The organism is Acinetobacter sp. YH12116 (genome assembly GCF_013418895.1).
In the GTDB taxonomy this organism is placed as follows: Bacteria; Pseudomonadota; Gammaproteobacteria; order Pseudomonadales; family Moraxellaceae; genus Acinetobacter; species Acinetobacter indicus.
Genome location: NZ_VPBE01000025.1, coordinates 1 through 26,757, shown reverse-complemented (window position 1 = coordinate 26,757; position 26,757 = coordinate 1). Strand labels below are relative to the sequence as shown.

Below are 26,757 nucleotides of genomic sequence, written 5' to 3'. Positions count from 1 at the left end.
TCGTTATACGCCTTACAAAACTGTAAAGCGTATATTGCAAGAACGGACTGACCGCTACAAGTCGGAACTGACCGACTCAGGCTCTAGTTACACGCTTGGCAACAAGACATTAACAGAGTGCGAATTAGTCCTTGAGTATGTTTGAATACATTTTAAGGAACAGTAGGATAAAAACATGCACTTATTTAAATTAACTGACGAACAACTCGCACAAATTCTTATCCCGAAACGATTTGTACCACCTACTCCACCTGAACATGAAGGCAAGAATATGGTCTATGTATTTGATAGTGAGGATAAGTTTGAACTGACTTATGATGAGCTGGTGGAAATCATTAGCAAAGCTAGAATGGCTGGTCCGAAGTTGATACCTGTCTTAGGCACCGTGAATTAAATTGTGCAGTGTTCGCACGCCACTTGAAACATAACTTGATTGGAAATGAATTTGGGCTGAGAAAAATTCAGTTCAAATTTAACCTGACGGGCACACTAAAAAATGGGTAATTGTCAGATCGAGTTTGGACTACAACACTTTAGCTCATCGATTTACCATACCGCTAATCTTCACACCATTTTCGTAAATCCAGCGATCAAACTGTGATACTACATTCCGCTTATTAATCCAAGTCAGCATGGTGCTTTTCATAAAGGCAGTTTACTTATAAACAGGGAAATTTCTAAACAATTCCCCTTTAACATGCTTAGGCTATTTGATCCAGAGTTCATCTTTTTGCATCATTTTTAACATTAAATTAAATATAACCAGCGGAGTAACATTTTTTTTGTTAGAGCCGACAACTCTTTGAAAACTAAATTTAACGGTTCGCTCAGGAGCATCCAAATTAACTGGGTAGTTTTGTTTTTCTAAATACAGATGATCTCCTAACATTGGCTCTATACCAGTAATAAAATTAACAATTTGTTGCTCATCACCTTTCATTCGGCATTGAAAATGTAGAAAATTCTTACGCAGTTTTCCAAATAATAATAATATTTTAAGCGCCTTAACCATGTTCTTTTCTTTCAGTGCATCTTGCTGCCTATCATCTTTATAATGAAAATCAAGGAGAGGAATTATTTCATCTGGACGAGTCAGTTTTTTAGCCTTTTCGTAAAGTTCATCAAACCAACTCTCTTCTAAATTCTTACTATAAACATAATTCGTTTTTAAATTAAATTTTTGGCGATCCATCCATTTAGTGCTCATCCATTGACATCGTTGCATCCATTCTTGAGCTTGGGTATCTTCGCTTAATCGACCTTCTCTAAAACTTATCAAACGTTGAAAAGGTGTCAGAGTACTCTTCTCTATACTAAACTTCTTTTCTTGTCGGCCAGCCATCGTAACTGGCTGTGTTTGCTGATAAGAATTAAACCATTTCTGCTGCTGAGTATAACGATTTAGGTTTATGTAGTCTGTACTTGACTTCACTGGACTAAAACACTGTTCTAATACTTTTTTTGAAATGATACACGGCGAATTATAAATTCGATCGACTGCTAATAAATCCAAAACATGAAGGTAATTTGAAGCCGTTTGCTCAATACTGCTATGCCCCATCCAAGAGGCGAGCACCTGCCATTTATGTTGAATAATCTCTTCTTGAGCACGTGCTTTCATACCAAACAATAAATCCCTCATCTTTTTTGCTTTTACCCAAGGACAATCTGTGTAGGTCTTGATCATTTCTTTTGAACCGAGCAAAGTTATTGCTAGATAGTTAGCAGCACTGTGGCGTAATGTATGAAAACTAAAGCCATGATGCATACCTAATATTTGACTAAACAAATCTACTGTAATTTTGCTGATACATTGATCAGTTAATACACGATGATTCACACTAAAAAGTAGATCATCCTGCTGATTAACCAAATATTGCTCATAACGATGTTGTATGTAACGTTGTACTACTAAAAACTCATGTTCTGACAATGCAATTTTCAATGGTATTTGACGATTCGCACTTCGCGTTTTCAGACGGCGATATGAATTGTCTTGGATATGAAGCGTGATATTATTAAAAACTGTATTTTCTTTTTCTTTATAAAGTAGCTCTGGGCAAATAATATCTTGTATTTTAAGACAACGAACTTCATTTAATCGAAGTCCAGTTCTATAACTTAGTAAATACATCAGCTTTAAACAACTCAGATGATCGACCCACTCTGATGCCGTTGGCTCTTGACTTAAATTTTCTAGTTTTTCCAATAATTTGCCAAATAGCAAAGGACTCACTAGCCGTGCATTGCAAATTTGTAAATGCTTAAAACTTGAATTCTGTAACACCAATACCCCTGGAGCATCATAATTCTCTATACAGAATTGATGAAAATCTTTTAGGCGACCAAAACGGTATTCTGCGCTTTGGTGCATCTTACGAGAGGTTTTTCCTTTCACCGAATCTCGTTGAACTGCTTTTTCATCACGTTCACTGCTGTATTTCAATAGCTGCCGATATAAATCCTCATAGTCATCTATGGATTGTTGCTTTAAATCTAATTTATTGAGCCAAATCTCAAATATAAATTCTTTGCCAAACGATCCTAAGTAGCTTTCAATAGTTGATAATTGAAGCCCTCGTTTTTTTAAATGCATTAACCAGTGAATTAAGCGTAGTTGAGCATCAATTAAAGACTTTTCCTCCGTATTAGCATCAACTATCTTCTCCTCTAACACCCTTCTAGTTTCTTGCCAAAAACGTAGCGTGCGTTCTTCTTTATTCCTCTTTTTATCTAAACGCTCAACTTTTTGACCTTTACGTTTCTTTTGACCAAACAACATCAACTCATACGGAATCGTTTGTAATTTGCTTTGAACAGTCGGAACTTCAGGAAGTAACTGCTCTTGTTCAAAATGAATAGGGCGATTATCTGGTTCTGTGACTTGATTGTAATCATTATTCCACAGCAATCTAAATTCGGATGGCCTTAAAGCAACAGTATTAATCTCTTGCTGAAGCACATTACTCAAAAATATATCTATGCTGAGGTTTGGATTAAATTCGAGTACCATTTGCACATCATTAAATGCACGAAATCCACGGCGTTTAATTTGATATTGCAGATCCCCAAGACTTTTTTTCCTGCCTATCTTACTCAAGCTTTCTAAAATACAATCTTCAACTGAATGTTGCAGACAAAATTCTTTCTGAGCAGCTTTCAACTTTTTTAAATATTGCAAAATGAACTGCGCATATGGGTTAAAAAAAACATGTTTCCATTGGTACAACTTTCCCTGTTCTACATCGTTGCCATATTGAGAGTTTTCAACACGATAATGTAGTAACAATGGATTAGTGATTTTTTTGTAGTCCGAATGGTATAACCGAAAACAATTCAGATCTGTACCAAGCTCAATGGCCTCCTGCAATTGCTTCTGAATAGCAATCAAATGCTGTTCATCTGCACAGCCTGAAATATATATAAAACTTAAGCATAAATTTCCCCATAAGTACTTTGGTTCATTCCAATATTCAAATGAATCTTGCCAATACTGCCTTAATTCCTTAAGTACATGGATATGTAGATGCCCCTGTTCTAACCGTGACTCTGTACTCTCAATTTTTCTAGGCAGTACGATCCGTTTAGTATGTGGATTTAGCTTAATTCTGTATGATTTTTTATCTACATTCTGGTTGAATTGCTTCCTTCTTTTATTAAATTCATCTTCAGTAAATTGCATCAGTTTTGATTGTTCGTCTCGGCTCAACTTTTGACTCAAACAATCAACACTATCTTTAATGTCATGCCATTTTTCAGCGATCTGCTGATCAAGTTTTTGCTGCATTTCTTTCGTCAATACTTCAGGTGGAGAAGGCTGTCTATCTAGCGACTTTTTCACCATTTTATGAATATCAACAAATAGATCATCTAGTTGTGGTTTTATTAGTTCTTTGATTTTTTGCATACAACTATTTTCGCTCTAAGTGTTTAATCGATAAAGATTTGACATTATCTTGCAATTGCTGGCGGGCTTGCTGTACATAGACATTCGGGATAAGTGAAGAATGCGGATGAAAAGCCTCTCGGTCACGTTGGTCATGACCATACAGGGCCTGAATTAAGTGAAAAGCTAATGCTGGTTTACCCTCTTGCTGCTCATGCATCAAAAAGTTCATGTCAAAATGACGTAACCAATTCGAATACATATTCTTTGGAAAGACTCCTTGCATATATGAATTCACCCATTTTCTCGATAAAGGGATTAACTTAATTTTCCTGCTCTGCCATTCTTTGACAGTTATCGGCAAGATATCTTTACTAAAAATGACCTTACCAAAAAGATCATTTACAGTTATCTTCTTCTTTGCAAAGACTTGTCTAAAAAATGAACCGTACGCTTCAATAATTTGTTCTAAAAAGGCAGTGTAATTTTGCAGTGTTTTTATGAAAAAATCAGATAAAGGGATAAAACGACCATCTTTTCTTGCTTTACTATTTTTTTTATCATTCACATATAAAAGCTTGAGCTCAACACAATAATCATCCAAATTCCCCAACAGGTTTTTTTTAGGCCGACTTGCCAAACTCAACAAACTGATATGCCACATCCAACACGCATATGCATTAAGTTGATTAATAATGTGCTTATCTTCTTGGATGTTTTCGTGACAATGTCTATGTAAAATATGGAATTGCTCTTTCACAAAATTGGGTTCAAGTGCCAGTTGGCTCCCTATCCTTCCTATAGATAATGCAGATTGCACTTTGAATTGTTGTTGCAATATTTTTAGTTCAGCCGTGTCTTCAGTAAAATGTGTGGAATGTGGTGTAAGTGCTTTTTCTAAAAAGGCTAGATATGTGCTACTGAGTTGAGTTTTCGGTAGCCCGCCATAATAGATACCAGGCATGTGATGCTGACTATCCCGCCCAGCAATTACATGAGCAAGATATTCATTATATGTTTCATAATATATATGAAAATATAATTGAGCCTGCAGTTTTTCTACAGTGATCGAACCTACAAACCGATTATCAAGCCAATTCTTAAGTTTCGTATTAATGTGTGTTGATGAAATTAGTGGATTCGATGCTTGTTCTATATAGTCAAACCAAGCAGAAGGTAAATGTAGTTGATGTGTCATCACTTCATTCCACCGCACATGATTTAAGCTCTTAATCTTCTGCTCTGTAATTTTAAGATTTAATTTGAGTAAATATTCGCGACGTCTACTTGAACCATTCTGGATCAAAATTCCATCTTGAATAAGCTCGTTAAAATCCATCAGTGCGACGGGTGATAATCCCGTCAAAAGTGACAATAAACATGCTGCAGCGATTGCAGCATCCCTCCAGTGCCCGGATAACTCGGTTCTCAACACATAAACAATTTGCTTCAGTATATCTGGCGCCAAATAATGTGGATTTGTAACAAAAGGAGCATGACGGCGCTGGCGATGCCGCATTAGATGCGTCGCATTATCGCTGAGTATATAATTTAAATTTTTAGACTTTTCATCTTCTGAATAAAACTCCATTTCAGGATCTAATAGATCAACTTCACCCTCTTCATCTTTGTGAAGAGCGGCATCATAAATACTAATCTTTGCGTTATGTCCAATATCTACTTGCTTACCCGTTTTAATTTCACGAAATTTTTTGAGTTCATTTTTCGTCGGCCATTGCAAAACTTTGCTTTTTTTTGACTTACGCTGACGATGAACTACACGACGATCATCTAGTCTTTTAAAAATTATTAATAGAGCCGATAAATACTCTATGACTTGTACTTGTTCGAAATCTTTAATATTAAAAAGTTGATTACGATCCTCTTTTTTCAAATTACGTTCGTACGTGACATAACAATTTAGTAGCTTACTACATTCATGAAATAATTCAGCATGATTAGAATCCAGCACATATCGTGAGACATAGCGTAATAGGTCACAAACATGTTTTTGCTTATTCTCAGCTTTATCAATTTTTGCAAATTCTTGATACTGCCGATATGTTAAAAAACTCGCTTGTAGAATCAAATAACGTTGCGATGACAGCTCTTGTGTATTACTAGAATCTGGACATGCAAAAAAACTCACAGCAGCTAAAAAAGAATACTTACCGATCTGTCTGGAGCCTGATATATAGCTATAAATTTGTTGTGCTAATTTGTATAGAGCGTAGACATCTTTATACAAATCATCTGATAGATCGACAAATTGTGTATTTACAATATCATCACGTAATAGACAATAATCTTGTTGATATTTTTCTGCTAAATCTAAGAATTGCTCTTGTGTTTCAATGTTTGGCATATTCATTTTCGCTTAATATTTTTATCACGTTGCATTGTTTAAATTCATTGTGATCAGAACGATTTGGTAAAAGTTGATCCTTTATTGAATTCTTTGTTAGCTTAAAAAATCTTGCAAAAAATTTAGCATCCAGTTCTTTCTGAGCTTTTCTTTCAAAGCACAAGTGTTGTTGTGATTTTTCGATAAAATCATCAAGATTATGTATCAACTGTAAGATTGCAACATAATTAGAATGCACACGTAAGCCTGGCTCCGTTTGCATCAATAGCAAGATTTTTTGCCAAATTTTCACATAGATTATTTTGAACTTTGCTTGTACTACTACTTTCTGACTCTGTTTAATCTTTTTGATTTTCAGTAGTTCTGAGTTAATTTTTACTATCTCAAGTTGAACATTTTTTCGGTCAAAGCAAAAGGGCATGATAAATTGCCCCATAAAAATTTCTATATTTTTTACCAAATAGTCAAATCTTAACATTTTTATCGATTTAAAAAATGAGCATATCTTTGTATATGAAACTTCATTTAATTTATCAACTAAATTTTCTCAAAATTACAATTCTCAACAAATACATACGGTTTGCTTATCTATGACGGTCTAAATTTTAAGAATTCTTCCACTTTTTTTTAGTTTTCTGTTATTACATGAAACAATACCGTTGTATTACATTTTAGAAATGCTGTGTATGCAGCATTGATCAAAAAGATTCTCTGCTATACTTACTTCACGTGTAGCATCAATGGAGTTTCGAAATGCTCAGAACCACTGAACAGAAAAGAAAATATATTCAAGCGACACGTTCGCAAAACTATCAAGCCAGCCTAAAGCTTGAAGGCATTACAACGACAGCTCAAACAACTCAACAAAGTAAAGCTGAAATCTTGCAAAAATATAAGAAGTATTCGCAACCCGAATCTTAGTCAGGTGCATGTATGGATAAATATGGGGAAATGGGTGACAGCCTGTATTGTTACCCTGGCACAAATATCCTAAAGAACAAACTCAATATTCGTGATGAACAAATTTTAGAACAAGCTGAACTAGAACTGTCTGGATTGGCAAGTAACTTAATTGAATATGCTGAACCACCTTACGACTTACAATACTTAAAATCAATTCATGCGCAGCTCTTTGGCGACTTATACGACTGGGCAGGAAAGTTAAGACAAATCGATATTTCCAAAGGTGACACCCGTTTTTGTAATTTTTCCCGTATTGAAATTGAAACCAATAAACTACTCAAACCGCTTCAAGAAAAAAAATACTTTCAAGGCTTAGCACCACAACAACTGATTCCTCAACTTGCCGACTTGTATTGTGAGCTTAATGTCATACACCCATTCCGTGAAGGTAATGGACGTACACAACGGATTTTCTTTGAGCATCTGATTGCTCATTGTGGTTATGGTATTGATTGGTCTCGCATTGACTCTCAACAACAATGGATTCAAGCCAATATTGAAGGTTTTTATGGTAATTTAAATCCATTAATTAAGATTTTTGAAATATGCTTTATTCAAAATACCTAAAATTTAAGTAGTCGAAGCCCACAATCCTTAATGAGCCATCATCTTTGCTTCAATCCACTGATTAATTTCCCAAATAAACCAACAATCACGATTCTTAGAAATCTTAATACTCTTCGGGTAATTTAGGATCGTAATATTCAGATTACTTATCCAGAATTGAATAGATCGTTAACTTAGATAGACTTTTAAGCAATGTAACTTGCCGCATGTTTATCAACATATGTCTCAAAAAAGTCTGCCCATACATAGATTTATGGTGTTTAGTGCTTAAATTTCAGATTAATCTTCGTCTGATGACCTGAATGGATGTTACAGATTACATGCAGGTGAATTACTCTGTGGCTGTATCATGGCTTTTGTGCAATCCAATCCATTTGATCCGAATGTTCTCTTTTGCAATAAAGCAGCCTCTTCTGCTTTTCCTGAACCAACGAACTATGTCATTGATTTGATTCAACCGACAACAGTGATGCTGAATCAAATCTCCAAAGAAGGGATTAAATGCAAGAAATGTGGTAAGAAAAAGATAGGGGATGGAAGTTATTATCCGTCTAATTGGAACCAGCCCATGAGTCGAGATCAGTTGAGTAAGAATCATTTTAAATGAATAAGAGAAGGATGGCTTACCTCACTTCTCCGAATAACAATGCTATGCTTTTCAACCAAGGTTATAAATTGGCAACTACATTTCATTCTTCTTCATGCTGGTCCTATAGCCTGTAGACAATTACTACATCATTTGCATTCAATGCTCAATACAGCCTGTCAGCAGAACCGCAGCGATACTTTTTTTCGTGCATACATGTAGTGTTTAAATCCATTCATTTTTCAATGATCCTCTGCCGTTTATCACATTTATGGTCGATCTTTAACCTTGTGAAAAATGCACATACCGATCCCTTCAAACTGTCAAATTTATGTATGCATGACATTTAAAGAAAATTATCTGATCAATTTTTTTAGGTAAAATTCATCAAGAAAAAAGTTATTATTATTCATAACATCACCAATAACCACATAAAAACAATAATTTAATAAATTATTCTTCCAATTTTTTTATATTTAGTGTTATTACCTCTAAATCCATGTTTACCACCTTCTATTACATAAGTAATTTAGAAGTATCCACGATATAAATTGCTTGCCCTCACACCTCTCCCCTCTCACGCCCAAAAAATTTATACTGAAAGGCAGATTAAGCCCGTTCGAGTTACATATAGCCGCATGCTATATTGAAAGCATTAAGAAAATATCCTCAATATTTATAGGATTTTTAAAGTATGAACTAATTTTCGAAGAACCCTTTCTAAGTAATGTGACCTATTAGGAAAAATGAAAATACTGAAATCTCCGTATCAACAATCAGTCAAAGTACATCCTGATGATTTTCTGTAACCGATACCCAAGGACTATACCTACCCTTCTGATGTGCTGTGCAACAAAGCCCTCCTTAGCCACACTATAGCTATAGATTAATTCCATTATTTTGTGATTTAATTAAATTATTCATTCTTAAGACCCAATTTAATGGATTTATATTTCACTAAACCAGAAGAAGTTGTGACTCTTTTAGGTGAGCGTTTACGTAAGCAACGACTCTTTCTGGAGATGTCTCAAGCTGAGGTAGCAGCACGCGCTGGTGTCGGCGTGAATACAGTTTCGAATCTTGAAGCGGGACGAAATGTATCTGTTGAAAATTTAGTCCGTATTGCAATGGTCTTGGGTCGATTAAACGAACTTCAGGAACTATTTAAACCTCAGCTTAACAGTGTGAATGACATTCTTCGCTATGAGAGTCAAAGTAAGCGCCACCGTATTAAGAGGAAGGGATAATGCTCAATAGACTTAATGTTTATTACAACGGTTGGGGCGAATCATGGTTATGGGGAACGCTGATTAGTTCAACAGCCACGACAGGTAGACCCACCATTGCTTTTGAATATAGTCCAGAAGCAATACAGCAAGGTGTTGAGCTCTCTTCTTACTTGCTGCCTTTAAAAGGTCTACCATTCAGACAAGGTTTTCCTACTCATCAAATGGGACTCCCAGGTCCAGTCTATGACGCTTTACCAGATGGTTGGGGCATGATGTTGATGGATCGATATTTCAAAAAAATTGGCTTAAATTCAGCACGAATTGGACCTTTGGAGCGTCTGACCTATATTAGTAGTCACGCAATGGGTGCCCTCTCCTTTGAACCTTGTGTTGCTGACATGCAAACCTCAGAAAATATCCCTTTACAACAACTGGCCCAGGAAGTTCAAGAAGTACTCAAAGGTGAAGGTGGTGAATTTCTACAGCATTTATTGGTCATGGGTGGCTCCCCTCAAGGTGCCAGACCAAAAGCGTTGGTTTACCGAGATCCTGTCAATTTAGAGTTTTCGACTCAAGATTCTGATCAACATGAAGCCTGGCTGATTAAGTTTCCTGCTCAGCAAGAGCATCCTGAAGTCTGCGCCATTGAAGCCGTCTATGCAGAATGTTTGCGACTTTGTGCAATTGAGACTCCAGATACCCATTTCTTTAATTTGCCCAATGGTTTAACGGCTTTTGCTTCTAAACGATTCGATCGTCAAAATGGTATGCGGATTCCAATGCAGAGTTTGGCTGCATATACAGGAGCAGACTATAAAGTTCCAGGTAGCCTAGACTATCGCAATTTTCTCCGGGCAACCTTGATGTGTACGCAAGATGTACGAGAAAGATTGCATGCTTTTAAACGTGCTGTGTTTAATGTGCTTTTCAATAATCGGGATGACCATACTAAGAACTTTTCATTTCTCATGGAGAAAAATGGTCAATGGAAATTGGCTCCAGCCTATGATGTGACCTTCTGCGAGGGTCCAGGTGGTTATCATCAAATGGACATTATGGGAGAAGCGCTCAATATTTCCCGAAATGACATACATAAACTCGGTACTTCAGAAGCTAATCTGACTACTCTAGAAGTCGATGAGATCATCTTGACCATGCGTGAAATTGCACTTCAATTTAGTCAAATTGCGCAGCGCCTGTATCCCCATCAAATTCGAGAATCTACCCTACAGATGATTCAATCACGGATTCAACAGAATATTGATTTTTTAACTGAAACCTAAGCGTAAATATAAACTAAGCGCCAACCATCAACTGCAAATAGACTTTGATATAGTTAGTCGCTACATAATCTGTAGAACCTGTGAATTAGCTCTCTTTATAATCACGAATATTAGATGGATCACCGCCAAGATATATTCTGCAAACGTGAAATCACTACATCCAGATCGAAAATCACTAAGAAAAAACTGTCACCAAAAAAAGGTCTGCACTATGGATAGATGCAGACCAAACTCTGGATAACTACCAGCACGAGAAATATGTCGCAATTTTGCATAGACATGAATTTGATAAAATCAGCCCAGAAAGCCAGAAATTCATAAAAACTATTTCATCAATCCCCTATAACTTAATCACGTTCATGGTCGATCTTAAATCTTGTGAAAAGTACTCATGCTGACCTAGCCAAACTGTAAAACTCATGTATTCATAGCCTTTAAATGAATCTTTCAATCGGTATATTTAAGGTAAAAACTAGTAATCAGAAGTTATTATCACCCCCATATAAAACAAGGATCAACTTAAAAACAATAACTTAGTAAATTATTCTTCCATTTTTTTTATATTTAGTGTTATTTACTGTAGTCATTAGAACACTCTTCTTTGGAATACTCTGAAGAAAACTGTAAGGTTGTAAACAGACCAAGTTACAGCGAGTAACTGATTCAGAAAAAGGCTGGTTGTATGGTGAAAGTTTAGAGTTACTGTTCTAATGTTTTAAACAAATGTTTTGTTAAAAAGGAGCAACATATGAAATTTCACATCGCTAATATGACTTGTGGTGGTTGTGCACGCGGCATTACTACCGCAATTAAAGAGCTCGACTCGAATGCCTCACTCGATATTGATTTACAAAACCGTATTATTGAAATCAACACAACGGTGAGTCAGGATCAAGTCATTGCCACTCTCAGTGAGCGTGGATTTACAGCTGATCCTGCTTAATCTCTGTTAGAGTAACAGTGGGAATTCCTTACCACTTTTACTCTCTTATTTTCCTCATCGTACAGATAAAACCTGTACTTGCTTGAAATAAAAGTAATCCCTGAATTCCACCTAATCTTGGTTCGAGCTGATCTTCGCATATAGAACTCAGCATATCTAAATGATAGAGATCGTATATGAGTACCGAAATGACTGATACGCCACACTACAGTGAAACATTAGAGATTGAGGGGATGACATGTGCTTCTTGTGTAGGCCGTGTGGAAAAAGCTTTAAAATCTGTTGAGGGTGTTGAATCGGCTCATGTAAATCTGGCTACCGAAAAAGCAGTCATTTATGCGCATCAACCACTTGATCGCGCTACTTTAATTAAAGCCGTAGAAAAAGCAGGCTACGAAGGGCTTTGTTGCATAAATATGTAAGCATCTGATTTAAATAAATTTAATTTTGGATCAAAAAACAATCAAAACTTTTAAAATCATATAGTTATGAAATCTTTGTGCAACAAAGCCCTGAATCCATAAGAGTTCCGATCAGCAGTGGTCTCCGCGATGGGTTCCAAAGCCAGCAGATGGAGCGCCTGCATGGCCCGGCATTTCATCGTGGGTATCCCGAGAGGTCTCATCTTGCCATTTTTCTTCGGAATAAGGACTCTCCGAAGCGGAAGGGGCGTGTAACCTCGCCTCTTCAACGACATCATCGCACCGGTCTTGGCCTTGGGTGTATTCCAAGTCACCTTGTCGACCCCAGCCGTGTTTTTGCCTTTGTTTTCAGACACTCGTTTTACGGCCAATGCTTTGCCACTAAACGAGTGAGTCAGCAGCCATTGCAAAGCTTTCGCCTTGTTATACCTGCCGTCTTGTACCGCCTTCACAATACGCGCTTGCAGCCCTCTGACATGACGCTGTACAGCAATCCAATCGATGCTGTCCCACGATGTGCTGGAAGGCGCACACGCTGATACTGCTGCGTTCATTTGCTCTCCCTCCATTAAAAGGGTTCTACACACTCTCTTGTGATGAGAGACCATAAGGACGTCAGCCCGCTTTCGCGTGAGGTAATGTTTCAACCTCTATCCAACCCATTACAGACTGGCATTCGCTTTTTCCTCGTTCCTTCGCCCGCATCACCATGGGCAGTTTTTGCAAACTGCTTTCCCAATGGGGGTAATACGGGATTTCCACGTTCCGCTTACTGAAGTACATCGGCTTAGGTGCCTGCTATCGACCGGGAGGCGTATGGGTCACGAATGCGTAGTAGAAAGACGCGATTCCCACCTCCATTACCGTTTTGGTTCGAGCGTATTAGCCATTTCCGCTCGTTCAATTTAACGATCGTTGCGCAGATTCACATGTGTTCACCATACCGATTATCTAGCCCTTGTCCGGCTATGGCTGCCAGAAGAGTACGCCTCTCACGATTGATACCCCGCACCTTGCGGTGCCTCGTTACATTGTCGAAGGCGCTCTTTATTCAGCCTTCTAGATTCACCCGGTGACACGGGTGGTTCCCGCAGGGGGAACAACTTCATTAAGCGACTTCGTGTCGCACCTCTACCCAATTATTGCAAATCGGTAGATTGCCATCATCCAAATAGCGGCTTAAAGCTGGCCAACGCTTCAGAGTGTAATTGATGGCCTTGGCGGTGGGAGAACTCGATGGCACCGTCAGATGATGTTGGTTGAGCCATTCATATAGTTGTTGCATCACTGGTTGACTATGCTGTTGTCGGTATTCGCGGCGGTCTTCCGCTGTACCATCGGTCTTTTTCCTGAGCTCTGCTTCTATCGCATACAGTTTCTGAATCAGCACTAATGCCTGTTCAGCGACCTGACTTTTCCCAGTTACATGCAGTTCATGGAATTTACGACGTGCATGGGCCATGCAGCCCACCTCAATGACCTGGCCTGATTTAAAGCGTGCTTTATAACCACTGTAATCATCACAGACTAGATAACCCTGCCAGCCTTTCAAGAACTCTGCAGCATGCTGGCCTGAACGACTATCCTGAAAGTCATAGATCACCGCCTGAACTGGATTGTACTGTGTAGTGGCATAGGCCCAGACATAACCTTTCTTCGGTTTTTTATCATTCTCACCCATCCGCATGATGGTGACTGGTGTTTCATCTGCATGCAGCACCTGCTGTTGCAGCACTACCTCTTTTAAGGCATTGGCCAGAGGTTCCAGTTCTACACCGCAGCGACCTATCTGAGAAGCACTGCTTCGCAAGAGATAAAGTTGATCTAGAAAGTTCGATTCCCGCCCGCTGATAGATCAGACGTTGACGGTACAGCGGCAAATGATCGGCATATTTCGATACCAGCACATGGCTGAGCAGTTCAGGTGAAGCAATGCCTTTATCAATCACATAGGCGGGCATCGCTTGCTAAGTCAGGGTGTCACACTGATCACAGACCCATTTACCACGCACATGCTGTTCCTTATAGAACTGTGCCGGTCTGAAATGCAGTTTTTCACTGACATCTTCGCCGATACGACGGAGTTGGCAGCCACAAGCACATTGGGTTGATGCAGGTTCATGCTCAATACGGATGGTGTGTAGATGATCTGGCAGTGGTCGACGTTTAGGTTTATTGGTTTTGGCTTTCTGTGTCGCTGCATTAGTTTTATCTGCATTTAGCCGTTCCAGTTCTAGATCAACCGCGGCAATATCTTCTTCAACCGCTTCATCCCACAGATGGATTTGTTTTGCCGTTAAGTGTTCATTCTTTTGGGCGAATTTGTGCTTTTTAAACAGCGCCAGTTCATGCTCGTATTTTTGATTGAGAATAGAAAGATGTTGAACTTTAGAATCTAATTGCTGGTTTGATTGTGCTAGAGACTGATGCTGCATCGCCAACTGCCGGGTAAATTCCAGCAGTTGTTCATGGGTCAGTTGGCTTAAGTCAGGCAGCGTATTCATGACCGCAGTATGCCTGAGGTCATGAAGAGAATGAAATAGAACGTTTGGAGAATAGCAGAATAGCCGAGCTTGGTTTAGAGCATTGTTACCACTTGCTGTCGTCCAATGCGCTGCCAGGGCAAACCCTGGATTAATGCCTGTAACTGTTCCGGGTTGAGGACCACGGTTTCACCTTGGTGAACTTGAGCCCAGTGGAATTTTCCCTGTTCCAGCCGCCTGGCACACAGCCAGATGCCCAGTCCATCATGTACCAGCACTTTCATACGATGACCACGTTTATTACAGAACAGGTAGGCGCAATGCGGTTTGATGTAGCCAAAGGCTCTCACCACCTGAGCCATGGTCGTATCCATACCTGCACGCATGTCCATGGGCTGGGTAGAGAGCCAAATTTCATTGATACGGATCATGTTGCCAGTGCCTTGAGTAATTCTGCCAAGGCAGGTATTTCTGATGTCTGCCATTTTAGCTGAATATCATTATTCGTATGAGGCACGGTGATACACAACGTGATCCTCTCATCAATAGGTTGGCTGATTGCAGCAGTGTAAGGCAAAGCAATAAATGCTGGATTCACATGAGTAGGATCCTGCACGGCACCATCATGATGGCTGAAGATCCTGATCCAACGACTGACAAGGTTGGCATTAATACTATGTTGCAGTGCGACCGAAGCGATCGAGGTATTAGGATTTTTGCAGGCATTGACAATACTGAATTTGAATTCTTTGCTGTATGTTCTGCGTTTTTTAGCAACAGGAGGTGTTGCTGAATATATATCCATGTTCATAGATTAAGTCCCCACTTGTTTTTAGGTGGGAACTAAATTAAGGCTTATAGGATCGCTTGGTAAGGCTGTGTTAGCTGGATGCTTACTTTCTTTTACCTTAATAACGTATTTTTTTAACGGCAGCATACCTTTTGAAACACCACCAAATTATTTATGTTCCACCAGCACATATACTTCCCTATCGAAAAATCTGATAAGAATTGATTATTTTGATACAAAACCTGAAAACTGGGAGTGCTTATATGGACATATATAATATTTCCGGATAAATATAAAACTACTCCACAAGAAGAAAGGCAGAATTTAATCTCAGTCCGAAGTAACAGTACTCTCAAAGACCAAATGTAAAGAAGCATACTTAAGAAAATAAATTTCAATAATGCATGAGGATGTAATTAGTTTCAGGGTGCTAAGAAAGTGTAGCAACTTGCTACACTTTTTCGCTTTTTTGAATCAGCTGTTTTAAGAAATCTTCTAATTGTAAGAGACTGGCTTCGTCAATTTCCGAGATATTCAGAGAAACCTTAAGCTGTTTTTGATTCAGTTTGATATTCCCCGCAATCTTACCGGCATATTCAATTTTTCTGACCACGGATGTTGTGGTCAGTTTTTCTGGATTCTGACTCAATAGTTTTTCAGCATAAGTAGTAACTTTGCTTTGCTCGAGTTTTTTGTCTTTTAATTTTTCCCAAGCTCCGAGTAAGGCCACTTCGGCTTCAGAGAGTTGTTCAAGATGATCCGATAGAAATTTTTTGAATGCAGTTGCAGCAGTACGGCCTAGCAAGCCTGGTTCCACATCAAGGTCATTTAAAATTGCTTGCGGCAGTTTTTCGTATGCTAAATACTTGTACATATCTTCGCGATTTAAACCCAGTGAATTGGCTAAACGTTGCTTGTTTTTCTTTAATTTCTCATCAAGTGAGTTCAGGCCAATAAAAATCTCATAATCTGTCAGATCCTGACGCTTTAAATTCTCTGCCAGGGTTAACAAAGATGCTTCTACATTATTTGCATCAATTATAATGGCTTCAATCACAGACTTTCCGAGTAATTGATGTGCCCGTAAGCGTCGCTCGCCTGCAATCAGTTCATATTTCAGATTATCCAGTTTACGCACTGTAATGGGCTGCAAAAGGCCGATTTCATTAATAGAATCCGCCAGTTCTTTTAACTGTGACTCTTCAAATATTTTACGCGGCTGGTTTGGACTTCGGCTGATATCCTCAATAGGGACATTACGTCTAAACTCTTTCGGCTCTTTAATATTGTCTTTCTGTGCTTGCTGATGTTTTTCTGTATTCTGTTTCAGTTTCTGAGCTAAAAGCTCTTTGGTGCTTGCCATAATGCTCTCAGGTTTTAATTTTCACTACAATTTCATTGGCAAGGCTTTCAAAAGCCTTACGTACTTTTGAATTTTTTTCTACTTTCAAAAGTGGTTGTTGCAGAATCGCTGCTTGATTGACTTTAGTACTTTGAGGAATTGTGGTTTCTAAAATTTTACCTACCTGTTTCAAGGCTTCATCCCGAATCAGCTTACAGACATTCTGACGTTCATCATGCTTAATTAGTAAAGCGCCTAAAAGCTCTAAATCTGGATTAATACGTTTGATTTTTTCAAGATGATTTAAAAGATCTGTTACCCCATACAATCCATATTGTGATCCTGATTCGATAGGGATAATGACATGTGTTGAAGATGCCAAGGCATTGCTTGTTAATAATTTAAGGCTAGGTGGACAGTCGATCAATATAAAATCATAAAGATCTTTTAATAGTTTTAACTTGATATTTAACTCTTCAGAAGGACGGGGAGCTTCTTCTTTTAGTTGATCTTCAGTTTTTCCTAAATTTAAGGAACCATAAATTAATGATACTTTTTCAAAGTTCGTTTCTTCTTGTAATGCATCTGCCAACAACGAAATATCGCCCACTAGTAATTCTGCTGTAGTGACAGCAATTTCGCTTGGATGTTGGATCCCAATGTGTAAACTTGCGTTTGCTTGAGGATCTAAATCAATGACTAAAACTTTGTAGCCAAGATTGGCAAGTTCTGAGGCTAGGTGTACAACAGTCGTTGTTTTGCCACATCCGCCTTTATGGTTAGCAACAGTAATAATTTTTGCAGACATGCGTGTCAGATGCTTCCTTATTTCAATGTTTAGTAATATAAATAACTTTCATTCATCTTACTATAGTTTTTAAATTTATAAATCCTATTTATTCAGCTGTAAAACAACTTAAAAAATAAATTTTTAACTAAGCTAGCTTAATTAAAAATTAGAATAATTAGTTATTTAGCTAATTAATAATTAGGATCATATTTTTATTATATAAAACAAGTGCTTGTAACTTTAAAAGTGGAAGGTTTGTCACTATAAAGTGGAAGGTTTGTCACTATAAAGTGGAAGGTCTGTCACCGTAAAGTGGAAGGTCTGTCACTATAAAGTGGAAGGTTTGTCACTATAAAGTGGAAGGTCTGTCACTAGGGTGGAAGGTTTGTCACTACTATTTTTATAACTGCTATTTTTATTTAAAAATAATTTAAAAAACAAATATTTAAGCTGTTAATAAAGTCTCATAACTAAGCTTTAAAGGTGGAAAGATTGTCACTGTATCTTCTTAACCTGTGGATAATCTGTTTTTATTGGATATTTCCTGATGATTATATGTGCAGTTATACCTTTTAAATCTAACAAAAAGGTGGAAGCCTTGTCACATCAGGGTTTTTATCTGACTTAACCTAACTAGACCTGAATGAAAAAAGTAAAAATAGACCTTCTGAACTGTAATTTCGAGACTAAAGGTGGAAGGTCTGTCATCATGGGGTGGAAAGATTATAATTAATTCCACTTTAAGTGCAGGAAATCGGCTAAAATGCTTCTTTTTGATGACAAACTTTCCACTTTTAGAATATTGTGGTGAAAGTCTTGAAAGTTTTTCCACTTTTGTATATAAAAACTAAGTTAAATTATAAATATCACGGTTATGACAGAATCTGAACCATTGCAAGAAGAATCGAATTATATTCCTTACTGTATAGGCAACATTCGCCATAATGGCGTTGTCAGTACCAGTAACCGTTTAATTCGCCCAATCGAATTATCAGCCAATGAATATAAGGCACTTTTATATGCAATGGCGGTTGCGAATTATAGTGAGAAAAATAGGGTAGATGGTGAAATTACCGAACAAACTTATATTTATTTGTATAAGGATGATTTGGCAGATTTACTAGGATTAAATAAACGTAATTCAATTAATGTTGCAATAGATCGGATTTATAAAGAGCTTTCATCCCGGGTAGCTCATTTTATTATTGAGGAGCCAGCTGATAATGGTAAGAGAAAGACTAAAAAAGTACATTCTGTCGTTCCCATTATCCGTGAGTTAAGATGGGAAGATGATTCTAAAAATGCGATTCAGATTCGTTTTACCAGTGAGGTGTTGCCGTATTTCACTCAACTGGCTGGGGGTAATTTTACTACCTATCAGCTAAAACATCTTTTTGCCCTAGATTCTGTTGCCAGTATGAGTCTTTATACTTATTTCATTAAAAACGAATTTAAGTACGCCAATCAAAAGAGTTATGAAGTGCCATTACTTTTAGAAAACTTGAAAGCACTGATTGATATTAATGAAACCAAATATGATCGCTGGGTAGATTTTAGACGCTATGTATTAGACAAAATAGTGGCAGAAATTAACGAAAATACAGATCTACAGTTAGAGTATGAAACCGTTAAGAAAGGCCGTCCAATTGTAGGTGTGAATTTTAAACTGCATCATCGGATTGCTGATAAGGCACTGGATGAATTTGCAGTGATTGAAAAAATCTATCTTGATGTTCCATTTGAAGACAATGCATCCGTAAAAGAATTAGGGGCTAAATTCGATATGAATGTACGTTCTTGGTATATTTTTAATAATGATGAAAATTATCAGCAGTTCAAGAAGTGGTTTAAAAAAGTAGGATGCCTCACTGACTCTCAAGCAAATATTGTCATTAATGACACTTTATTCCAAATGGATTTTGCTGAAATTGGTATGGGGTTGAATGACTTTAAACGAAATATGAAGCATAAACTTAAAAGTAATCCGGAATTCGTCCATAGTATTCGTGAAAGACTGAATGATATTTTTGGTAAAGAGTTGATCTAGCGAAAAGTGTAGCAACTTGCTACACTTTTTAGATATATGTTCGTAAAGAATACAAGTGGTAAGGACCTTAGGATAAAAACGACTCTGTTGCATAAAGTGTGAAAATTGAGACTGAACCGTACCGGGTTTGTCGGAGACCAACTTTCTTGAGAGAATGTTCCAATGACAAAACCAAAATATACCCCTGAAATCAGAGAAAGAGCGGTTCAATTATTGATTGAATCTGAAAAAGATTATCCTTCTACTTGGGCTGCAATCACAGCTATTGCACCTAAGATTGGTTGTACTCCTGAAACATTGCGTGTTTGGTATTTAAAGCATATGGATCAACTAAATCCTGCCAAAGTACAACAGATATCTGACCAAGAAAAAATGAAGCAAATGGAACGTGAAATTAAAGAATTAAAACGTGCCAATGAAATTCTACGTAAAGCAGCCGCTTTTTTCGCCCAGGCGGAGCTCGACCGCCCACACAAATAATGGTGGATTTTATCCAGAACAATAAAGATCGATATGGTGTTGAAGCGATTTGTAGAATTTTACCGATTGCAGCTTCGACCTATTATCGGGCTTTAGATCTCGTTGATAACCCAGAACATCGAGCGAAACGTGCTCTGCATGATTTATATCATGCAGAGCAAATCAAACGTATTTGGAAAGAAAGTTTAGGTCGATATGGTGTGCGTAAGGTCTGGCAACAATTGAAACGTGAAGGTTATGTTATCGCACGTTGTACAGTTGCTCGATTGATGCAGAAGCTAGGTATACAAGGTGTTTGGCGTGGTAAGAATAAACAAACCACCCGTAGCCGAGATGATCAAAAACGAGCAGATGACTTAGTAAAACGCAATTTTAATGCAGATCATCCTGACCCTTGCGAAGCAATGCTTCTCAGGTCGCTGACTTCACGTATATTCAAACTCATTCAGGCTGGGTCTATACCGCCTTTATTATTGATGTGTTCTCGCGAGCAATTGTTGGATGGAAAGTATCAACACGTATGAATACAGATATGGTGCTCGATGCACTGGAGCAAGCATTGCATGATCGAGGCATGCCAAAGAACGTGATTCATCATAGTGACAGAGGCGTGCAATATCTTTCCATTCGTTATACCAATCGTTTAGAAGCAGCAAATTTACGAGCATCAGTCGGTACGACCGGTGATTCATACGATAATGCTTTGGCTGAAACGGTGAATGGCTTATACAAAACAGAGGTGATTGAATATTTAAAAGCGGATTGGCAAGGTTTAGCAGATGTACAACTTGCGACACTAAACTGGGTAGATTGGTTCAATAAAGAGCGTGTACACAGTGCACTGGGTTATGTATCACCTTTTGAGTTTGAAGCAATGTACTATGATAAGATTAACCCGTTAGGTCAGGTGGCCTAACTTAAATAAAAAAGTCTCCGACAAACCCGGTACGGTTCAGTTCACAAACTACATTACAGGTCAGTCTATTTTGACAGATGGTGGAATGGTTTACCGTTAACATCAATATAAGGAATACAAAATGAAAGCAGCTCGTTTTTATGACCGAGGGGATATTCGAATTGAAGATATCCCTGAACCGAAAGTACTTCCAGGCACAGTTGGAATTCAAGTTGCGTGGTGTGGTATTTGCGGTACGGATTTACATGAATTCATGGAAGGTCCTATTTTTATTCCACCTTGTGGTCACCCACACCCAATTTCGGGAGAATCTGCACCTGTAACAATGGGACATGAATTTTCAGGCGTGGTTTATGCAGTTGGAGAGGGTGTAGATGATATCCAAATTGGGCAACATGTCGTAGTTGAACCCTACATTATTGCTGACGATGTGCCGACTGGCCCCAATGATAAGTATCATTTATCAAAAAATATGAACTTTATTGGTTTAGGCGGACGCGGTGGTGGTCTTTCTGAAAAAATTGCAGTTCAGCGGCGTTGGGTACATCCTATTTCAAATGATATTCCTTTAGACCAAGCAGCATTGATAGAACCTTTATCTGTCGGTCATCATGCCTATGTCAGAAGTGGCGCAAAAGCTGGCGATATCGCACTGGTTGGTGGAGCAGGCCCAATAGGCTTACTTTTATCTGCTATTTTAAAGGCTAAAGGTCTCACGGTTATCATTACTGAACTGAGTGCAAAACGTAAAGAAAAAGCGATAGAAGCGGGTGTTGCCGATTATGTACTAGACCCATCTAAGGTTGATGTAGTTGCTGAGGTAATGAAAATTACAGAAGACCGCGGTGTAGATGTCGCTTTTGAATGTAGTAGTGTCAATAAAGTCATGGATACACTCGTTGCAGCAATGAAACCAACTGGTGTAGTCGTTATCGTTTCTATTTGGAGCCATCCTGCCACAATTAATGTGCATAGTGTGGTCATGAAAGAGCTCGATATTCGTGGAACGATTGCTTATGTCAATGACCATCAGGAAACCATCCGTTTAGTCGAGCAAGGTAAGATTAATCTAGAACCTTTTATTACCCAACGTATTGCATTAGATGATCTTGTTTCTAAAGGCTTTGAAACGCTGATTCATAATAATGAGTCTGCTGTAAAAATTATTGTTCATCCATAGTAAAGCCTAATTTGAATAAGCTAGAAATAAACTCTATGTAGCTATTTCTAATATCTTTATCGATAGAGAATGAGTCTGTACGTACAGATTCATTCTCAAATTTACAGTGTTGAGTGCCAGTATGATTTTGATCATAGAGCCTAGTAAAGATATAAGGCTTTGTTGCATAAATATGTAAGCATCTGATTTAAATAGATTTAATTTTAGATCAAAAAATAATCAAAACTTTTAAAATCATATAGTTATGAAATCTTTGTGCAACAAAGCCGTTGCAGGTGGAAAACAACACAGCGCTGGTGAGTTATTTTACGAACCGACCATTATTGCCGATGTAACTGCAGAGATGGATGTTGCAACTCAAGAAACTTTTGGACCATTAGCTGCAATTTTTAAGTTCGAAACTGAGCAACAAGCAATTGAGATGGCCAATGCCACAGAATTTGGTTTAGCTGCTTACTGCTACACACAAGATTTAGGTCGTGCGTGGCGCATGAGTGAACAACTCGAGTACGGTATGGTTGGAATTAATAAAGGCTTGATTTCAAATGAGGTTGCACCGTTTGGTGGAATTAAACAGTCAGGTTTAGGGCGCGAAGGCTCAAAATATGGCATTGAAGATTATCTCGAAATCAAATACACCTTATTTGGAGGATTAGGCTAATGAGTAATGAAAAATTTGAAAAAGGTTTAGCGATTCGTAAACAGGTGCTTGGCGAAGCTTATGTCAATAATTCGATCAACAATGCTGATGATTTTAACTTACCTTTACAGGAACTGGTCACGGAGTATTGTTGGGGGGCGGTCTGGGGACGTGAAGAACTGAGCAAACCTGAACGTAGTCTAATTAATCTGGCTATGATATCAGCCTTAAACCGTCCGCATGAATTGAAGCTACATGTTAAAGGAGCTTTACGTAATGGCGTGCCTAAAGACAAAATTCGAGAAGTACTCTTGCAAGTAGCAATTTACTGTGGCGTGCCAGCTGCTGTAGATAGTTTCCGTATTGCAAAAGAAGCAATTTTAGAATATGAACAGGAAAATATTTAAAAATTTTACCAATCAAAGGTTAAAATTATAACCGCATTATTAAATGCGGTTATTCTATTTGCGATTGAAACCTATGAATACTTTCAGCATAAGAAATATTGACAATTAAAGTGAGTAAATCATTACCATATATCAAAATTAATGAAAATTTTGCCACTTGATATCAATTTAACATAATCACTATTATACGAAGTACAACTGTAACTCCAAAATAGAAATGTCCGGTTTCTCCAAAGTAAAGAATACTCGCTTTTGCGATTATCGAAGCGTACGGTTTGATATGTTGGTGTTTATGTCGGATAAAGAACTTAAACGATTGTCGGTCTTGCAAGAAATCTGTGATCAACGCATCACCCAATCTCAGGCTGCTCAGCTACTTCACATTTCAGAACGCCAGATCAGACGCTTACTGAAAAAATATAAAGCTCAAGGTCCATCTGCATCAGCTCCTACTGCACATGGTCAAACCTGTAATTCCAAGCTCCTTTTAGACTCAAGTGGCTGAATCTAGTGCATGAAAAGCTGACCAGCATTCATGGATTCAATATTTTAACGAAAACACCGCATTCTTGGATGATTGCAGCTGACTTATTAACGGCTCATATCATGATTAATTTGAAGGACATGCTGATAAATGTAGTCTGCTAATGTTTATTGACGATGTTGCCTCAAACTATAGCAGCCGGTGAGATCAACTCACATGACTTGTTATTCCCATGTAGAAATATACTGGCTAACAAGCAAATAGAAAGATAATTAATATTATTTTATTAAAATAGGTATATAATAAGAATATTTAATATATTTTACTATTTTAATAAAGTTATGAGTAAATATTGTACCATTCAAATTTATCAGGATGACCAGTGGCTTGACTGTGCAATTGTTGAGTTGATGGGTGAAAATGAGCATGGTTGGCAAACACCAACTCGTACTTCATATTTATTTGAATATGCAATTTCTTATATGGACTTACATGATGGCCATGCACTCGCCTATCATTTTCCTGTGAATGTACAAAATAAAATTAATGAAACTTGGCCTGCTTTCTTAATGGATTTACTTCCACAGGGCTATGGTCGTAAAGAATTATTAAGACAACTAAATTACAGTGAAAATGCACAAGAACAAGCAGATTGGGCACTTTTAAAAGCTGGAGCTGGCAACCCGATTGGACATTTACGTATTAAAGAAGCTCATGAGTGGCTGCAAAGGAGCTTTCCGACTGATCAAAATATAGGCTTTAGCCTAAGTGAGATTATAGAACGAAAAGAGCACTTCATTGAATCGCTCGCCTCTTATGGCTTATTCATTGCCGGCTCTTCAGGTGTTCAAGGTGAATGGCCAAAGCTACTCCTCTCCCAAGGACATGATGACCTATTTTATTTAGATCACACACTTGCAGATCATCAGGTAAAAAAACATTGGTTAGTGAAGTTCAGTCGTGGTAGTGACGAAAGCCTGAATAAAATTTTAACTAATGAAGCACACTATATGAAAATTGCTCATTATTTGGGTTTACGCGTACATGAGGAATTACAATTACATGGTAAAACCCTGTTTATTCCAAGATTTGATCGCTACGTACAGGATGGAAAAGTCCAGCGTATTGCACAGGAAAGTCTTGCATCTCTAAGTGGAAAAGCTGGTTTTGGTATTAGGATGACTCATAATCAAATCTGTGAATTACTCACACAGTGTTGTAGTCATCCGAAAGAGGAGATCTTCGAATATCTTAAACGTGATTTGGCCAATGTTGCCTTAGGCAATAAAGATAATCATAGCCGCAATACAGCGATACAACGCTTGAATAATGGCATTATACAACTGACTCCACTCTACGATTTTGCACCGATGTGGTTACATCCTGATGGTATCGCACGAACGACTCGTTGGGAAAAAGATGATCATGGTGGTATGCCAATTTGGCGTTCAGTGATTGAACAAGTCACAGCGAAAACTGGTATTTCACATCATGAAATTCAGGCAGAGTTAGTCAAGCAATTACCCCTCTATCGAGGATTGATGGCCGAAATGAACAAATTGCAGATCTCTCAGGAGATTTTGCAAAATAGTCAGTACCGGATTGAAAATATATGCCAGCAGATTCAGGAGTTAGCACGTGGATAAGCGCTATAAACCTATGACGGCAATTGAGCAGTTAAGAAAGCGCCAAGAAATATTGGAGACGATTAATCAAAATCCTGACTGGCCATTTTACAAGGTTGCTCGTTATATCCGAACTGAGCTTCATTTGACTTTAAATGAAATGGCTAAAATCACAAAAATAGCACCCCAAACTTTGCAAAAAATGGAACAGCCCAATAGTAATCCGACTTTGGAATCTATGATGAAACTCCTAAGCACCTTTGGTTTAAAGATTGTTATTAGATATTGAGTTAAAAGTTATTAATTCAAAGGTAAGCATCCGGCTAACACAGCCTTACCAAGCGATCCTATAAGCCTTAATTTAGTTCCCACCTAAAAACAAGTGGGGACTTAATCCATGAACATGGATATATATTCAGCAACACCTCCTGTTGCTAAAAAACGGTAAGCGTCCGCTGAACACACCTTCTGAATTCATCCTATAAGCCTTAATTTAGTCCCCACTTAGAAACAAGTGGGGACTTAAATTTATGACTACAAATAATCAGACATCCATCGCATCTCTTGCGAAAAAACGAAGAACATACAGTGCTGAATTTAAACAGCAGATCGTTCAGGCTTGTAAAGCGTAAGCGTCCGCTGAACCCCATGCCTATTTTTTAATTTGAGTTGGATTTCCAGCGATGTGGCAGTAATTCTTCTATTTGGGTCGCTTTATGCGTCGGCAGCCTTTTCAGCACATCACTTAAATAGGCATACGGATCCAAGCCATTCAGCTTTGCTGACTGGATTAAAGTCATGATGTTTGCCGCTCGCTGACCACTGCGCAGCGAACCTGCAAACAGCCAGTTCTTGCGCCCTAAGGCCCAAGGTCGCATAAACCCTATTTACTCCAACGTGTAAACGCAGCTCATCCTGAATGGATTCCTGCTGTTGTACTCTACCAGGAAATTTTAGGGTTGGGATATCCAGGAAAGATCAGGATCTTGAGGGAATATCTTGCAACATTAAAACCAGTTGCCAAACCGGAACCGATCATTCGTTTTGAAACCCAACCTGGCCAACAAATGCAGGTGGATTTCACTACGATTCGACGCAACAACACGACTTTAAAAGCCTTTGTCGCAACATTAGGGTATTCCAGAGCGACTTTCGTGAAATTTTATGATCATGAACGTACGGATGCATGGATCGATGGTCTAGAAAATGCATTTCAGTTCTTTGCAGGAGTACCTCAGGAAATCCTGTTTGATAACGCTAAAACGATCATGATTGAACGGGATGCCTATCAGGAGGGGCAGCATAAATGGAACCCCAAACTGCTCGACT

The 26,757-nt window shown here is 38.1% G+C and carries 20 protein-coding genes, 8 pseudogenes and 1 other annotated feature; of the genes and pseudogenes, 17 read left to right on the top strand and 11 right to left on the bottom strand.

All coding sequences use genetic code 11. The features are described from left to right. The first annotated feature begins 175 nt into the window (after positions 1 to 175). The gene (locus tag FTU54_RS12500; protein ID WP_000550047.1) at positions 176 to 394 is read left to right on the top strand and encodes a hypothetical protein; all 219 of its coding nucleotides are present in this window, start codon (positions 176 to 178) and stop codon (positions 392 to 394) included. 144 nt (positions 395 to 538) lie between these two features. On the opposite strand, the gene FTU54_RS15390 is transcribed toward FTU54_RS12500, so the two are convergent. Genes FTU54_RS15390 through FTU54_RS12485 form a run of 4 tightly spaced genes read right to left on the bottom strand, consistent with a single transcriptional unit; the run spans position 539 to position 6,729 of the window. Then, on the bottom strand, positions 539 to 646 hold the full coding sequence (locus FTU54_RS15390) for a hypothetical protein (protein WP_372551473.1): 108 nt from the start codon (positions 644 to 646) through the stop codon (positions 539 to 541). A gap of 60 nt (positions 647 to 706) precedes the next feature. Beyond that, positions 707 to 3,907: a site-specific integrase gene (locus FTU54_RS12495; RefSeq protein WP_127800785.1), complete on the bottom strand. Its 3,201-nt coding sequence runs from the start codon at positions 3,905 to 3,907 to the stop codon at positions 707 to 709. Between the two features lie 4 nt (positions 3,908 to 3,911). Next, positions 3,912 to 6,251 (bottom strand): hypothetical protein, encoded by a 2,340-nt coding sequence (locus FTU54_RS12490; protein WP_127800787.1) that lies wholly within the window; start codon positions 6,249 to 6,251, stop codon positions 3,912 to 3,914. Continuing rightward, the gene (locus FTU54_RS12485) at positions 6,238 to 6,729 is read right to left on the bottom strand and encodes a hypothetical protein (protein ID WP_000943375.1); all 492 of its coding nucleotides are present in this window, start codon (positions 6,727 to 6,729) and stop codon (positions 6,238 to 6,240) included. Before FTU54_RS12485 ends, FTU54_RS12490 begins: the two co-directional genes overlap by 14 nt. Positions 6,730 to 7,004: 275 nt before the next feature. Between FTU54_RS12485 and FTU54_RS12480 the strand changes: the two genes are divergently transcribed. The 7 genes and pseudogenes from FTU54_RS12480 to FTU54_RS12450 form a co-directional block, all read left to right on the top strand. Continuing rightward, positions 7,005 to 7,172, top strand: coding sequence for a YhfG family protein (locus FTU54_RS12480; protein ID WP_000946583.1), 168 nt, complete (start codon positions 7,005 to 7,007; stop codon positions 7,170 to 7,172). A 12-nt stretch (positions 7,173 to 7,184) separates the two neighbouring features. After that, complete coding sequence (locus FTU54_RS12475; protein ID WP_179990952.1) at positions 7,185 to 7,781, top strand: putative adenosine monophosphate-protein transferase Fic; 597 nt, start codon at positions 7,185 to 7,187, stop codon at positions 7,779 to 7,781. 349 nt (positions 7,782 to 8,130) lie between these two features. Beyond that, positions 8,131 to 8,388, top strand: a complete 258-nt coding sequence (locus FTU54_RS12470) for a hypothetical protein (RefSeq protein ID WP_004726728.1) — start codon at positions 8,131 to 8,133, stop codon at positions 8,386 to 8,388. Positions 8,389 to 9,308: 920 nt separating this feature from the next. After that, positions 9,309 to 9,614, top strand: coding sequence for a helix-turn-helix domain-containing protein (locus FTU54_RS12465; RefSeq protein ID WP_000366814.1), 306 nt, complete (start codon positions 9,309 to 9,311; stop codon positions 9,612 to 9,614). Continuing rightward, positions 9,614 to 10,879: a type II toxin-antitoxin system HipA family toxin gene (locus tag FTU54_RS12460; RefSeq protein ID WP_000934717.1), complete on the top strand. Its 1,266-nt coding sequence runs from the start codon at positions 9,614 to 9,616 to the stop codon at positions 10,877 to 10,879. Before FTU54_RS12465 ends, FTU54_RS12460 begins: the two co-directional genes overlap by 1 nt. Positions 10,880 to 11,627: 748 nt before the next feature. Continuing rightward, on the top strand, positions 11,628 to 11,822 hold the full coding sequence (locus FTU54_RS12455; RefSeq protein WP_179990953.1) for a heavy-metal-associated domain-containing protein: 195 nt from the start codon (positions 11,628 to 11,630) through the stop codon (positions 11,820 to 11,822). Between the two features lie 176 nt (positions 11,823 to 11,998). Further along, a pseudogene (locus FTU54_RS12450) lies at positions 11,999 to 12,220 on the top strand (cation transporter); the annotation flags it as partial. Positions 12,221 to 12,333: 113 nt separating this feature from the next. On the opposite strand, the pseudogene FTU54_RS12445 reads toward FTU54_RS12450, so the two are convergent. The 6 genes and pseudogenes from FTU54_RS12445 to FTU54_RS12420 form a co-directional block, all read right to left on the bottom strand. After that, positions 12,334 to 12,798, bottom strand: a pseudogene (locus tag FTU54_RS12445) (reverse transcriptase N-terminal domain-containing protein); the annotation flags it as partial. Between the two features lie 575 nt (positions 12,799 to 13,373). Beyond that, positions 13,374 to 14,748 (bottom strand): annotated as a pseudogene (locus FTU54_RS12440) (IS66 family transposase); the annotation flags it as partial. Between the two features lie 74 nt (positions 14,749 to 14,822). Continuing rightward, entirely contained in the window at positions 14,823 to 15,158 is a 336-nt protein-coding gene (tnpB, locus tag FTU54_RS12435; protein WP_179990954.1) for an IS66 family insertion sequence element accessory protein TnpB, read from the bottom strand. Beyond that, positions 15,155 to 15,538, bottom strand: a complete 384-nt coding sequence (locus FTU54_RS12430) for a transposase (protein WP_179990955.1) — start codon at positions 15,536 to 15,538, stop codon at positions 15,155 to 15,157. Before FTU54_RS12430 ends, tnpB begins: the two co-directional genes overlap by 4 nt. Positions 15,539 to 15,968: 430 nt before the next feature. Beyond that, positions 15,969 to 16,880 (bottom strand): ParB/RepB/Spo0J family partition protein, encoded by a 912-nt coding sequence (locus tag FTU54_RS12425; protein ID WP_119879449.1) that lies wholly within the window; start codon positions 16,878 to 16,880, stop codon positions 15,969 to 15,971. A gap of 7 nt (positions 16,881 to 16,887) precedes the next feature. Next, positions 16,888 to 17,667, bottom strand: coding sequence for a ParA family protein (locus FTU54_RS12420; RefSeq protein ID WP_179990956.1), 780 nt, complete (start codon positions 17,665 to 17,667; stop codon positions 16,888 to 16,890). Between the two features lie 856 nt (positions 17,668 to 18,523). On the opposite strand from FTU54_RS12420, the gene FTU54_RS12415 reads away from it, so the two are divergent. The 8 genes and pseudogenes from FTU54_RS12415 (at position 18,524) to FTU54_RS12380 (ending at position 25,717) form a co-directional block, all read left to right on the top strand. Next, positions 18,524 to 19,696 carry a replication initiation protein gene (locus FTU54_RS12415; RefSeq protein ID WP_127800989.1) on the top strand — a complete coding sequence of 391 codons (1,173 nt, stop codon included), beginning with the start codon at positions 18,524 to 18,526 and terminating at the stop codon, positions 19,694 to 19,696. A gap of 162 nt (positions 19,697 to 19,858) precedes the next feature. After that, positions 19,859 to 21,092 (top strand): annotated as a pseudogene (locus FTU54_RS12410) (IS3 family transposase). Beyond that, positions 20,134 to 20,250, top strand: a sequence feature (AL1L pseudoknot). (Overlaps the previous pseudogene by 117 nt.) A gap of 121 nt (positions 21,093 to 21,213) precedes the next feature. Further along, positions 21,214 to 22,272: a 2,3-butanediol dehydrogenase gene (locus tag FTU54_RS12405; RefSeq protein ID WP_004281883.1), complete on the top strand. Its 1,059-nt coding sequence runs from the start codon at positions 21,214 to 21,216 to the stop codon at positions 22,270 to 22,272. Positions 22,273 to 22,534: 262 nt separating this feature from the next. Beyond that, positions 22,535 to 22,933 (top strand): annotated as a pseudogene (locus tag FTU54_RS12400) (aldehyde dehydrogenase family protein); the annotation flags it as partial. Next, the gene (locus FTU54_RS12395; RefSeq protein ID WP_177155611.1) at positions 22,933 to 23,319 is read left to right on the top strand and encodes a carboxymuconolactone decarboxylase family protein; all 387 of its coding nucleotides are present in this window, start codon (positions 22,933 to 22,935) and stop codon (positions 23,317 to 23,319) included. The pseudogene FTU54_RS12400 and the gene FTU54_RS12395, both read left to right, overlap by 1 nt. 292 nt (positions 23,320 to 23,611) lie before the next feature. Further along, positions 23,612 to 23,930, top strand: a pseudogene (locus FTU54_RS12390) (helix-turn-helix domain-containing protein); the annotation flags it as partial. Between the two features lie 214 nt (positions 23,931 to 24,144). After that, entirely contained in the window at positions 24,145 to 25,449 is a 1,305-nt protein-coding gene (locus FTU54_RS12385) for a type II toxin-antitoxin system HipA family toxin (RefSeq protein ID WP_179990995.1), read from the top strand. Further along, positions 25,442 to 25,717, top strand: coding sequence for a helix-turn-helix domain-containing protein (locus FTU54_RS12380; protein ID WP_016658816.1), 276 nt, complete (start codon positions 25,442 to 25,444; stop codon positions 25,715 to 25,717). Before FTU54_RS12385 ends, FTU54_RS12380 begins: the two co-directional genes overlap by 8 nt. A 370-nt stretch (positions 25,718 to 26,087) precedes the next feature. Here the strand turns inward: FTU54_RS12380 and FTU54_RS12375 are convergent. After that, a pseudogene (locus tag FTU54_RS12375) lies at positions 26,088 to 26,306 on the bottom strand (IS66 family transposase); the annotation flags it as partial. Between FTU54_RS12375 and istA the strand changes: the two are divergent. After that, a pseudogene (gene istA, locus FTU54_RS12370) lies at positions 26,304 to 26,757 on the top strand (IS21-like element ISAba8 family transposase); the annotation flags it as partial. The pseudogenes FTU54_RS12375 and istA sit on opposite strands and share 3 nt — an antisense overlap.